Origin of the sequence: Flavobacterium circumlabens, from assembly GCF_004345565.1 — a bacterium.
GTDB classification, from domain to species: Bacteria; Bacteroidota; Bacteroidia; order Flavobacteriales; family Flavobacteriaceae; genus Flavobacterium; species Flavobacterium circumlabens.
The window spans coordinates 1-13,709 of the sequence record NZ_SLWA01000019.1; the positions used below are offsets into that span (position 1 = coordinate 1).

Annotated in this window: 11 protein-coding genes; 10 read left to right on the forward strand and 1 reads right to left on the reverse strand. The window is 30.4% G+C overall.

The window, feature by feature from the left end:
• The coding region (locus EV142_RS23715; RefSeq protein ID WP_317616751.1) for an RHS repeat domain-containing protein at positions 1 to 924 on the forward strand (924 nt) is incomplete at its 5' end.
• A gap of 1,029 nt (positions 925 to 1,953) precedes the next feature.
• Here EV142_RS23715 and EV142_RS23720 read toward each other — a convergent pair.
• Positions 1,954 to 2,955: a transposase gene (locus EV142_RS23720; RefSeq protein WP_127337249.1), complete on the reverse strand. Its 1,002-nt coding sequence runs from the start codon at positions 2,953 to 2,955 to the stop codon at positions 1,954 to 1,956.
• 529 nt (positions 2,956 to 3,484) lie between these two features.
• Between EV142_RS23720 and EV142_RS23725 the strand changes: the two genes are divergently transcribed.
• From EV142_RS23725 to EV142_RS23765, 9 genes are all read left to right on the forward strand, one after another.
• On the forward strand, positions 3,485 to 3,949 hold the full coding sequence (locus EV142_RS23725) for a hypothetical protein (RefSeq protein WP_132038342.1): 465 nt from the start codon (positions 3,485 to 3,487) through the stop codon (positions 3,947 to 3,949).
• Positions 3,950 to 4,559: 610 nt separating this feature from the next.
• A complete protein-coding gene (locus tag EV142_RS23730) occupies positions 4,560 to 6,569 on the forward strand; it encodes an RHS repeat-associated core domain-containing protein (protein ID WP_134092236.1) in 2,010 nt (669 codons plus the stop codon).
• Complete coding sequence (locus tag EV142_RS23735) at positions 6,550 to 6,957, forward strand: hypothetical protein (protein ID WP_132038343.1); 408 nt, start codon at positions 6,550 to 6,552, stop codon at positions 6,955 to 6,957. The genes EV142_RS23730 and EV142_RS23735 overlap by 20 nt, the downstream gene beginning before the upstream one ends.
• 217 nt (positions 6,958 to 7,174) lie before the next feature.
• Positions 7,175 to 8,056 (forward strand): RHS repeat-associated core domain-containing protein, encoded by an 882-nt coding sequence (locus tag EV142_RS23740; protein ID WP_132038344.1) that lies wholly within the window; start codon positions 7,175 to 7,177, stop codon positions 8,054 to 8,056.
• 4 nt (positions 8,057 to 8,060) lie between these two features.
• Positions 8,061 to 8,660 carry a hypothetical protein gene (locus EV142_RS23745; RefSeq protein WP_127340885.1) on the forward strand — a complete coding sequence of 200 codons (600 nt, stop codon included), beginning with the start codon at positions 8,061 to 8,063 and terminating at the stop codon, positions 8,658 to 8,660.
• A gap of 41 nt (positions 8,661 to 8,701) precedes the next feature.
• Positions 8,702 to 9,037, forward strand: coding sequence for a DUF1493 family protein (locus EV142_RS23750; RefSeq protein ID WP_127340884.1), 336 nt, complete (start codon positions 8,702 to 8,704; stop codon positions 9,035 to 9,037).
• A 474-nt stretch (positions 9,038 to 9,511) separates the two neighbouring features.
• A complete protein-coding gene (locus EV142_RS23755) occupies positions 9,512 to 11,068 on the forward strand; it encodes a ParB N-terminal domain-containing protein (protein ID WP_132038345.1) in 1,557 nt (518 codons plus the stop codon).
• Positions 11,068 to 11,976: a DNA adenine methylase gene (locus tag EV142_RS23760; RefSeq protein ID WP_127340980.1), complete on the forward strand. Its 909-nt coding sequence runs from the start codon at positions 11,068 to 11,070 to the stop codon at positions 11,974 to 11,976. Before EV142_RS23755 ends, EV142_RS23760 begins: the two co-directional genes overlap by 1 nt.
• Before the next feature lie 40 nt (positions 11,977 to 12,016).
• A complete protein-coding gene (locus EV142_RS23765) occupies positions 12,017 to 13,558 on the forward strand; it encodes an ATP-dependent nuclease (protein WP_127340979.1) in 1,542 nt (513 codons plus the stop codon).
• Positions 13,559 to 13,709: the final 151 nt, after the last annotated feature.

Below are 13,709 nucleotides of genomic sequence, written 5' to 3' on the forward strand. Positions count from 1 at the left end.
TATTCCAAAAATGCACAAAACGTTCTTGAAATTATAGAAGAAAATAATTATTATCCTTTTGGTTTAAAACATAAGGGGTATAATGAATATGTAGCAACTGGTAATAAATATAAGTACCAAGGACAAGAGCGTCAGGACGAGCTATTATTGGCTTGGGATAGCTTTAAGTATAGAAACTATGATTATGCTATTGGTAGATTTATAAATATTGATCCTTTAACAGAAAAATATATGGACTGGAGTCCATATGTGTTTAGTGGAAACCGAGTTGTAGATTGTAGAGAGCTTGAAGGACTTGAACCAATTGTAGCTAGAAAAGGAACTCAAAATTTAATATTAGTAAATCAAGGGTTCGCAGGTGAAGCCCCAAAGGGAGCTTCACAAGCACAAAATGCAGGTAAAACGGATTCAGAACTTGGAATTGATTATTCAGGTTTAGGGAAATTTACAAGTCTTGACAATGAAAAAACAGGAACTCAGGTTGGAGTATTTGCTTCATCTCAAGGTGATGGTACTAAAAAAGATATTGCCACAACTATTAAAAATTTTAGATCACAAAATAAAAATGGTAGAGTAATAGCAGTTGGACATAGCTTAGGAGCAGATAATTTAATTGAAATGGCTAATGAAAATCCGAGTTTAAAAATTGATTATATGTTGACAATTGATACAGCCGATGATTATGATGATGATAATATTCCAAGTAATGTAAAAAATATTGTTAACTATTATGTTAAAAATGGTGGGGTGTTTGGAGCAGCAATCGGAGGTGAAGATGTTGAAATTAATGATCCAGCTAAAACTAATGGTATTAATGTTCCTGTTATAAGTACCCATAGACAAATAGATAACGATTATATTCAAAATTTTTTAAATAGAGTTATAACATACTTAAATCAGCAATCCAATGAGAAAAAAGAATAATATACTAATAATTATAGTCATAATTAATTTTCTAGCCACATTACTTGTTTGGATTAGTTTACTTATGAATAAAATACTATGGGATAATTTATTGAAATTTTTAATAGCAATATTTGTTTTTAATAGCATTTCACTTATTACTGTATTACTTAATAAGAAAAATATAGATTCTAATTGGTTTAGGTTTTTTATTCTATTAAGTATATTACTTTACTGCTTTCAATTTTTTTACTTGAAAATGTATTTTGATTTGAATGTAAGAGACTAATTGAACAGGTAGTGTTTCCTTCTGCTGACGCGAGCGTCTCGCTCTTGATGTAAAGAATTAAAGAGATAAAAACTAAAAACCTCACCAATTGGTGAGTTTTTTTTATGTTTTAGAATATGTAAAAACTCCAAATGAGAGCTGCGTTTTTTTTGGAAGAATGCCAAATTTATAGTTGAACTGAAAAATAATATTCCTGGCATTCTTCCAAAAAAAATGCTTAGCCTTGTGGCGATTGAACCAATAAAAAATAAATCCTAGTGCGGTGGCAGCAGCGTTGGGGCTGGCAGAGGTCTTGAGGAAAAGTGCTATTTTGCATAATGAGTTTATAGTGAAGGGCGGAGCGTACCCGCAGGGCCTGCACTATAATGACTGATTATGTAACATAGCTTTGGTGTAGATTAAAAACGATTGGTCTTGAAAACCCGCTCTCCGAAGAGTTCCTTATGAAAAGCTGCGCAAATGTCCCCGCTCCTCGAAGTGTTCTTATGAAAAACTGTGCCCCGTTCCTCGATGTGTTCCTTTATGAAAAGCTGCGCAAATGTCTCTGACTTTGCGCATTTTTTTGTGTTCTCGTGAAAATTAAAACCTGATAAAAGTCTCCCGACTTTTTAAGTTTGGTTATTAATGAATACTGATTTGATATAGCATAAATTCTATGTAGATTCGTTTTAAAGTCAGAGACTTTATGAGATTTCTGTTTTAATTATATTTGCTTAAAATGGCGCATTCTATGATAAAATGCAAGTAAATGGATTGAAAATTTATGATGCAAATTTATAAGTATTGATATAGGGAGTTCCTCTGCTAATGACAGCAAAAACTCTGCTTATAAGTTTGCATCTTATATTATTCATAACGAGCATTGAATTTTTTCCTTCAGCTTTTTTTATATTGTAATATTCCTTTAACTGCGGATCATATTTTATTGCTGTCAAAACGCACATTTGCAATAGTGACTTCATTTTTTTATCTGCCATATGATTTACTTTTGTCTTTCCTCTAACACTTGTACCAGAGCTAAATTCAAAAGGTGCAACACCACTATAGCAGGCAAATTTCCTCCAATTATCGAAAGATGAAAAACCTTTCGTAGCAATGATCAAATAGGCACTGGTCTGCGCTCCAATTCCAGGAATTGATCGGGCAAGCTGGTCTTGTTTATTCAACTGATCATTTGATTTTATAACTTCTTTGATTCTAATTTCAATTTTCTTAATCGAATTCTTAATTTGTTTTAGCAAAGCTCCGTTAACTCCGGATATTTCCTTGTAAATTTCTTTTTGGGTAAACTCCTTATTTTCTCTGGATGTCTGAGGAATTAAAAGTGCTTTGATCATTTTTGCTCTTTCTGTAAAGAGAATTTTTAATTTCTGAACATCAACATCAGCTAGAGTGAAAAGATTTAGTTTGTCTAAATGTCTATAACTGTAATATGATATATCTTTTGAATCGGTTTTATCATTTTTTCCTCTTGAAATGCCTTTCGATTTTTTTATTTCAATCGCTGGAACCACCCATAGATCCAACTCCTTATTCAACAAAACAAAAGATAAATGATTCGTGTAAACTCCAGTATTCTCACAACAAAAAAGAGTACGATTTAGATCTATCTTCTTTTGTAAAATCTTAATCAAATCAGAAATACTCTTTATATCATTCCTAATAATTAAATGCTGTGATTGAAGAGTTAAAGAGTCTAAAATATTGATATCCAATTTGTCTTTTGAAATATCAATGCCTGCATGGAACAAATAATTTTTCATAACTTTGAGTTTAGATAAACAAAAATGTTGAACTTCTTTAGAGCCTTTATTAGACCGCTATGTCTATCATTCTATTTGAAGCAATTCAACGAGATTCAAGGAGAAGGCAGAGGACTAATGCGCAGCCTAGTTTTTTACTACAAACGTCTAAAGTTCACCTCTGCTTTCCTTTGAATAAATTTAAGTTTTTTATCTAATTCAAAGTAAAGGCAAATGTCTCTGACTTTGCGCAATTTTTTTGTGTTCTCATAAAAATTAAAACCTGATAAAAGTCTCCCGACTTTTTAAGTTTGGTTAATGAATACTGATTTGATATAGCAAATAAAATCTAAGAAAATTAGTTTAAAAGTCAGAGACTTTATGAGATTTCTGTTTTAATTATATTTGCTTAAAATGGCGCAAAGTCAGAGACATTTGCGCAACTTCGATGAAGACTTCGGGGAGCTGGGGAGCAGTAGATGCGGCGATGAATACTAATTCGCTTTGGCAAGGAACAATTGGGACAAAGAAAAATTTAAACAATTAAAAAATGAAACATATACTAATTTTTGAACAAAATTTTTTAACCTTCATTAATAATTCGGCATTACTTTTTTTAAAGTTTTATTTATTGTTTGAATTTTTAATATACCTCGTTTGGGGTTTCAATGCTTTTTTTCTAATAGTTCCAATTTCTATTTTCATCTTATTTTTATTTACAAACAAGATTTTAATTCGATTAGAAATAATAGTAAGCAATAACGATGATATGGTTACACTTAGATACTTGAACTATTTAATTGTAAAAAGAACAATTTCCTATCCAAAGAGTAGGATTACTTATTCTTTTAAAGAAGAAAAAACAAGTAGATTAGCTAGTAGTGAGGTTTTTAAAATATATTTTGATGAAACAGAAATATATAAAAGGTATCATCCATTTGATGGAATGACGGAATCAGATGTACTAGATATTATAGAAGAATTTGAAAAATTAAAAATTGAAAGAATAGAGTAAAATGAATACAAAAAACAAAATTAAAATTTTAACAATAGCTTCAATATTAGGGCTATTATGGTCTATATATATATTATATACTAAAAGAGGTGGTTATCTAAACAGTAATGATTGTATAGCAATCATTATCACTTCTCTATTTGTAATAGGGCTAGTATTTTACTTCATTAATAAATGGAAAAGAGAAGATTTAGATTAAGATATAAAAATTGGTAGTGTTTCGATTAGGTTTTTTTGATAATCTATCAGATGAATAGTGTTTCAGATTAGAGCTAATGTATCAGATGTGTTGGTGACATTCCTCATGCTGCATTCTATGATAAAAAACAAATATAAATAGATTAATTATCCTGCAAATTTATAAGTAATTTATAAAGGGTGTTTTTCGGTTTATTACGGAGAATACCTCGCTACGGCAACCTGGACAAGGGTTCCTGATGTAAGTACCGACTATAAAAACGAACAGACCTATACCTTCTATGATGAAAAAGCAAGACCTGTTCGTTCCTATACCAAAAACTTTCTGGGAGGTTATACCTCTACCGACAGTAAACTGGACAGCTTTTCCGGACAATTGCAGTATAGCATTACCAAGCACAAAAGATCACCTTTGACCTCTGATCTTGAAATCATCACCAAAGACGCTTTTACCTATTCTGATCAGGACAGGTTGAAAACCCAGACCCACCAGATCAATGGAGGTACAATCGAGGTAATTGCCAATAATTCTTATGATGAGTTGGGACAGCTGATTTCTAAAAAAGTTGGAAATACCATTCTGGATCCAACCCAAAAAGTAGATTATACCTATAACATTCGTGGATGGATGACGGGCATTAATGATGTTACGGCTTTAAGCAAAACCGGAGATCCAAAAGATTTGTTTGCTTTTAAGATTAATTATAATAATATGCCTGGCATTACAGGTGGTAAAGCACTATACAACGGAAATATCGCGGAGACCTTCTGGATCAGTAGTTCTGAAGCAACCCCGGTAGTACGAGGATATGCTTATTTATATGATAATCTTAACCGACTCAGGACAAGTTTTTATAAACGTGATGCTACCGTTAGCAATGCATACAGTGAGAACCTGACCTATGATAAAAATGGAAAAATAGGAAGTCTCAGTCGTAACGGAAACAGTGAAACTGCCACACAAATTGATGCTTTGGTCTACACTTATACCAATAGCAATACCACCAACCAGCTTTTAAAAGTAGTCGATAGCGCCCCCGCTACTACTAAAATTTATGGTTTTGCTGACAGTGCCGCCAATACGGATGATTACAGTTATGATGCCAATGGCAATATGACCAAAGACAACAATAAAAACATAACAGCTATTACTTACAACCATTTAAATTTACCCACTAAGATAACTTTTGCCACCACAGGGAATATTGCTTACATTTACAATGCTGCAGGGCAAAAAGTACAGAAAATTGTTAAGGAGGGTGCTAATGAAACAATAACCGACTATTTAGCAGGTTATCAGTATGTAAAGACACCTGCTACAAGTACAATGCTTAAGTTTTTTCCAACAGCTGAAGGGTATGTAGAAGTTTCAGGAAGTTCTTATAAATATGTATACCAATACAAAGATCATTTGGGTAATATCCGTTTGAGCTATGACAAAAATCTTGCGATTCAGGATGAAAACCAATATTATCCTTTTGGACTGTTACAAAAAAGACAGACTGATGTAATTGTTGAATCTAATTATAAGTATAGGTACAATGGTAAGGAGCTCCAAGACGAAAACATTGGTGGTTTTCAGTTGAATTTATACGATTATGGAGCAAGAAATTATGACCCTGCTTTAGGGCGTTGGATGAGCATTGATCCATTGGCAGAACAAATGAGAAGATGGTCACCTTATAACTATTGTTTTAATAATCCTTTGCGATTCAAAGATCCGGATGGTATGGGGCCAAACGATCATATCTTTGATGCACGTGGTAATTTTTTGAGAGATACTAAAGTAGGAAATTCGGTTAAAATTCAAATCGGAGACAAACAATATAGTCCATCACAATTAGATACTTCCCGAGGTTCAAGAGGGGCTATAAGCAAAATCGGCGCATATTATGCCGGTAAGGTCGGTACTGATCCAGGGACCATCATCACTACAGGTACAAGTGATAAAAAATCAAGTGACAATCCAGCTTCAACCAAGGGTGAAGTTATTTCTATTAATACAAATGGTGGTTTTAGCAAATCTCTAGATAATATTTCCGATTTTAAAAGTGTTATGAAACATGAAAATGGTCATAAAGAAAATAATGAAGACAAAAATTTTAAATCTGATCTATCAAATCATGCAGATGTTTATATTGATCAAATGAAAGATAATGGTTTCAGTACCACTAGTGATGAGTATAGAACTGGAATTGCTGGCTCGTTTGGTAATTATTTATTAAATATGGATCAAAGTACTGAATTTTCATCTAGTGATATATTAAAGAAAATAAATACTTTTAATAATACCAACAAAGGAGGAATCCAGATTAAGCGTCAAGGAGAAAATTATGGTCCTGCAGTGAAGGGAAACTGGAGTTTAGAATTAATTTACAAGGGTGGTACGGCCTCAATTGATTATGAAAAAGTTAAAAATTAGATTATTATTATTCGGAATATTAGTTCTTATAGTGCTTTCTTGTAATAGAAAAAGTGAGATAGTGAATATAATTAGAACAAATAATAATGAATATTGGAAATACAAAAACACCTGTGGAGGTGGCCGTGGTCTCTATTTTAAATTTAATAATAATGGACAGTATGATAAATACAGTAAATACATTAATGATGGTTTTGAATTATCTAATAATGATGGGGACTTAATAAGTGATAAGAGAACCTGGAGTGTTAAAAACGACTCAGTATTTATTTTAGATAGTGAAGAATACGAGATTGAAAGTTACACTTCTAAACAAATCATCTTAACTTATTATCACTATAAAGAGAAAAATAAAAAATGCAAAGTCACTTTGATTAAGGTAAAATAATATTCGGTAATTATCATGTGTGTTGTTAGAATATTGTTTCAAATTAGGTGTTTTTACACATTAAAAAGTAAATTCCCCCTGCTCCCTGCTATAACTACAGATTATTTTGATAGATACCAATATATAAATGCAGCACTAAAAAATTTCCCCAACAGCCGAAGGATATGTAGAGGCTTCAGGAAGTTCTTATAAATATGCATACCAATACAAAGATCATTTGGGTAACATTCGTTTGAGCTATGACAAAAATCTTACGATTCAGGATGAAAACCAATATTATCCTTTCGGGTTACAACAAAAAAGACCTACAGATGTAATGGTGGCATCTAATTATAAGTATAAGTATAACGGAAAGGAGCTCCAAGACGAGCTGGGGCTTAACTTGTACGATTATGGAGCACGTAATTATGACCCTGCAATCGGCAGGTGGATGAACATCGACCCGCTGGCGGAACAAATGAGAAGGTGGTCACCGTATAATTATGCATTTAATAATCCTATGAGGTTTACTGACCCTGATGGAATGGGACCAAATGACATCATAATTTGGGGCTCGGCATCATATAAACAAACTGCATTAAATGATTTACAAAAACTTACGAATGATAAGTTGACTATTTCGGAGGATGGCAAAGTTACTATTGAACAAAAAGGAGGTAGTAATGCAGATAAGACACTATCCATTGGAACAGATTTGATATCTAGTTTGATTGAATCACCTAAAACTACTACAGTTGAACAGTCTTGGGGTGATAATGGTACAAAAGCAGATTCTGGTATGGATAGTCTTATTACTTCGAAAGGTCCTGGACCAGGAACAGATTCAACTGTAAAATATAATCCAAATGGAAAGGGTGAAACTATCGTTAATGCAGATGGAACAAAAGGTAGACCAGCTTTTATTGGACTTGGGCATGAATTAGCTCATGCTAAAGAAAATGCTACAGGAACCCGCAGTGTAAAAGTAAATGACACAAAAATTGACCCTGACGACGGAACAAAAGGAACATTGACCGAAAGCGAAATACAAGTTAGAGCGGTCGATTCTCAAATACGTAAGGAACAAGGAGTCGTTGAAAGAAAACAACCATATAATTAAAAAAATGAAAAATATTTTTTATTGCTTAATGATAATAACATTATCGTCATGTGGACGCTATATAAATAATAGTGAAAATAAAACAGATAAAATTTTTATAAATTGGAATATAGCTACTGCTAATTCAATGCAGCTACAGGAAAAATCTATAAATGATGAATATCAGAAATCATTATATAAAAATAGATTAGAAGCTTTCAAATCATATATTGATGTGGGAGATTTAAATCAATTGAATAAAAATTCAATACGGTATAAGCTCCTTAACCAATATCTTAATGATTGGGATGATAAATTTTATATTGTTGAAGCTAATGAGTCAGGAGAAATAGCCACCAAAATATCTTATATCATACTTCAAAATGGAACAGGTACATCAAAAGTTCTTAAATACATTTACAGAAATGGGAAATGGGAGAAAGCCAAAGAATATGCGGTAAGCTCTAGTTTTAAATTTGATAGAGAAAGTTATAATACTAAATTTGGGGAAGGTAAAAATGAGAATGATATAACTGTCACCTACGCAGAAAATAGCACTATTATTAGTTCAGATTTCTTTCTTTTATTATCGATGAAACAAATTGAAATTTTAAAAGATAAATGAGATAACTGAATATAGTCCTACTCTGAAAAAATAAGGATATCATGAATGAAGAAATATTCAATAAGTTAAAGGAATTTGTGGTAAATCAATCTGCGGTTAATGATCAAATAATAACTCGGTCAACACAAATTGAAAATGATTTAGGGGTTTATGGTGAGGATGCCGTAGAGTTCATAGTTGCTTTTGGCAAAGGATTTAATGTAGATGTATCAAGATTTATGGCAAGTGATTATTTTAGTCCCGAAGGCGATTTTATATTACCAGCAATTATTAGATTTTTAACAAACAAAAAAAAGAAAGAAAGAAAATCTTTTACAATAGGTCATCTTGAAAAGGCGATAATAGCAGGGAAATTAGATGAAAATACTTTTTTATAATTTTAGCGAAAGAGCTTTAGAACTAAAACCACTTCATTTGAAGTGGTTTTTAGTATAATAAACATAGCCAATTGAGAAATATCTATAGACAGAGGTTTTTTGCACCTAACAAAGCTAAATAAATTCTGAAATCAAAAAACAGTATAAATACCTATTGTGTATAATTTTTAGAATCACTTCCTTGTTACGGTTTTCCGTAATGCAATAAGGAATTTATTATTGTTATTTGTGACGTGGATGCAATTTTTATTTTATGCTTCAAAAGCATGCTAAATTATAAGATTGGAGCCATCTAAAGCGGGCTTAAAAAAACATTAAAAATGAAAGTAAAAATACTAAATTTCAGAGTGTACAGAGATAGAATTGGAAGTTCAATAACATTACATCAGGTAAGAAATTTACAAGATTTAATATTGACTGAATTTTTATTATTAAATTGATATCTTTAGAATCTTAACTTAAATCTTTTATTACATGTATATTGACTATTCACTATGGGAGCATTACGAATATTCCTTAAATTCACTTCATTTAGATTTAAATAATCCACGATTAAAGTATAGGGAGGTAAATTTAAATCAACCTGAAATTCTTAAATTTTTAATTGCAAATGAAAAAGTATATGAATTAGCAAAAAAGATTTCAGAAGAAGGATATTTTGTTGGTGAAGAACCTATTATATGTATAGAAAATGACAAAAAGATTATCCTCGAAGGAAATAGAAGGACAGGTGCGTTAAAGCTTTTGCAAGACCCGAGTAAATATCTTTCAAAAGCGAAAGCAAATATTTTACTTCAAAATATCTTAAAAAACAATTTTCCAGTTGGAAAAAAACTAAAGTGTTATATAGCTCCAAATAGACTATTAGCTAATCCTATAATTTATGAAAGACATAAAGGAGACTCGTTGCAAAAATGGAAAACAGGAAATCAATATGCATTTGTAGCTGACATGTATTATGAAGATGGATTATCAATTGAAGATATAGCAGATGTTTTAAATGAATCTATTACTAAAATTGTTAAGCCTCTAAAAGCATACAATTTATTTTTAGAAGGCAAAGAGCTCCTTGAAAAAGAAGAAGATATTATTATTGAAATAGATAAATTTGATTTTACAAATTTAGAAAGATTTTATTCTTATGATGAAGCACGATTGCTTTTAGGAATTGATTTTGATGATGAAAATGGAGAATTAATAATTAATATCCCTAGAGAAGAATTTGACAAAAGACTTCTTATTATTTTTAAAATTATAATTGATTCTGAACGATTCTCAAGGGAATTTAATAAAGAAGATGATAAAAAAGAATTTGTAAAAAAGTTAAAAGCAAATGCTGATTTTAACCTTAGTGTTCCTGAAAAGCAATCAGTGGTGAGTAAGGCTACAAAGCAAAAATCTAATCTAGATGAAGAAAAAGCAAAAATTAATCAAAGAAGAAAAAAGGCAATAAAAAATACTTTCTTTGAAAGAGTGATTCCTAAAGATACTGATATCTATTTTAATAATGATAAATTAGATAGTTTGTTTCTCGAATTGAAAAGTTTACCAAATGAAAAATTTTATTCATTTGCTCTATTACTTAGGACTTACCTAGAACAAAGCTTGTATTATTATCTAAAAACGAATGATCTTTTTGAAAGCTTGTCAGATAAAACAAGTAAAAAAACTATTGAAGACAGTGGAAAAAAGGTCAGCCTGGTGATTGATTATATAAAAAATAATCATGGAGTTCAAGATACTATCAGTAAAGACAACTTAATGAACATCTTAAGATTTAATTCATCAAAAGATTATTCTAATGCTAGTTTGAAGATAATGTTGGATTATTTTAAAAATTATGAACTAGATAATTTTTTTGATGTTCAAACTTCAAAAAATTTAAAAAAGTACTTTGATAATGTTAAAGAAGAATTGGATTTAGCCGTACATAATATTGAGACTTTTGTAGATTTGACTCATAATAAAAGAGCTTGGAAACATTTAGAACCATTATTTGTAACTTTGAGCGAAAATTTAAATAAAGATTAATGTTCTATTCACCACTTAGATACCCTGGAGGTAAAAATAAATTATCAGCATTTATTGCAAAAATTTGTATTGATAACAACATTAATGGACATTATGTAGAGCCTTATTCAGGAGGGGCATCTGTTGCTTTATTTCTACTTTTTGAAGGGTTTGTAAATAAAATAACCCTTAATGATAAAGATAGATCTATTTATGCTTTTTGGTATTCAGTTCTTAATCATACGAAAGAATTATGTGATTTGATTGAAAATTCAACATTTACTGTTAGTGAATGGAGAAAACAAAGAAATGTTCAGCAAAACAAAGAAGAAGTTGGACTTTTAGAATTGGGTTTTTCAACATTTTATTTAAACAGAACTAATCGATCAGGAATAATAAATGCTGGCTTAATTGGAGGAATCGAACAAAATGGCAATTATCTGATGGACTGTAGATTTAATAAAAAAGATTTAATTGAAAGAATTATGCTTATTGCATCAAGGAAGGAAGATATTTTGCTGTTTAACGAAGATGCTATTGCATTAATTGATATTATCCAAGAACAGGCAGAAGATGATAATGTAATATTTTATTTTGATCCACCATACTATTTAAAAGCAAGTAGCTTGTATATGAACCATTATGAAGATAAAAATCATGAATTAGTAAGTAACAAAATAAAAGGAATTACAAACATCAAATGGATAGTTTCATATGATAATGTACCCGAAATAAACATACTATATGATGACTGTAGTAAAAAAGAATTTTCATTCAAGCATACAGCATATAAATCAAGAGTTGGACAAGAAATCCTTTTCTTTAGTCCAACAATTCTGAGTCCAAATATAGAAAACTGGAGTCCTCTAAAATTCAAGCTACATAAAAAAAAGAACAGTAAAGAGATTATTTATTCCGATAAAAAATAGTTTCTATTTTTCATTTCTTAATTATAAAAATAAAATTTTCATGCTGATAAAAAAAATCCATGTAGAAAAATTTAGAGGTTTCAATAACATTGAATTTGAATTGGGAACCAGTATTACAGTGATCGCTGGACAAAATGGAACACAAAAAACTACTCTACTTGGACTTTTAAGTCAGCCTTTTTCTATCAATGATAAAAGTAATCCTATAAGTGATGAAAAACCACTTTGTGGAGGTAATTATAAGTCATCCTTTTCTGAAAAATTTAAGTTATCTAAAACTTTTGATAAACCAAAACATCATACATGGACACTTGAGACAAATGGTAACGAATCGTTCTCAGTTGAAAGTATTGCAAGAGATAAGGATTCTATTAGGTTTTGGAAGCAAGGAGATAGAACAAAAGGTTCCGGATATCTTAATTATCCAGTAATTTATCTTAGCTTGTCTCGATTAATGCCGATAGGGGAAGATGATAAATTAGATACAGATTCAGCTATTCAATTAACTGCGGAAGAACTATTATTTTATAATAAATGGCATAACACTATATTAATAATTAATAATTTAGAAATTAGTTCGGTAGATTATCTATCAAGTAAACAAAAAAATACTCTTGGGGTTTCAACAGACCATTATGACTGGAAAATGAATTCTTCTGGACAAGATAATCTAGGTAAAATTTTACTTGCTATATTATCTTTCAAAAGATTGAAAGAAAAATTTCCAACATTATACGAATATGGAATACTGGTAATAGATGAAATTGATACTACCTTGTATCCTGCATCACAGATCAAATTAATTGAAGCCCTACGAAAATTTTCTTCTGATTATAAAATTCAAATAATCTTTACAACTCATTCCTTGACAATTTTAGAAAAAGTATGTGGAATTCAAAACGACATAAAGCTTAAAAATCAGGTCAAAGTAGTTTTCTTGCAAAAAATAGACAAAGAAATAGTAGTTAATGATAGTGCAACTATAGATTTTATTAGAAATAAATTAAATGTTAGTCTGTCATCACATGTAATTAAAACCAACAAGGTTCCGTTATTTACTGAAGATAAGGAAGCAGAAATTTTCCTAAAGAATATCTTGAAGTCAAAAAAGAGTTCACTTAACTTTATACAGTGTACATTGGGATGTAATAATTACATTGAATTAGTAAGAAAAAAAATTAAAGGATTTAATTACCCCGAAAGTATAATTTGTTTAGATGGAGACGTAAACCAGAAACCTGCGATGATGAAAGAAATAACTAAACATAAAAATTTCTTGATTCTCCCAGGAAATGATTCTCCTGAGAAAATATTAGCAGAAATGCTATATGTTGAACCTGATTCTTCAATTATTTGGGATAAGCTATTTGCAGGTTACGATAAACAAATTTGTTTTAAAGATTATTCAATTGCAGATATTCGTACTCATAGAGAAAAGGCGAAATTATGGTTTAATGATCAAAAGCAATATTGGGGTTTAGGTTGTAATAAATTGATTAACATTTGGATTGGTAAAAATGTTGAGGAAACTAAAATGTTTTTACAAACTTTTGACTCATTAATATCTAAGTATGGAAAATAAATTACACATAAATATCTATGGATAAAACTAACTTAAGAAAAGTATTTGTAAAAAGTTTGGATATTCTGGATAAAGTGAGCACCTAATTCTGGATAAAAGTGAGCAGTATAAATGAACTCAAAAAGGTGTCTAAAAAGTAGTTTAAAAGTAT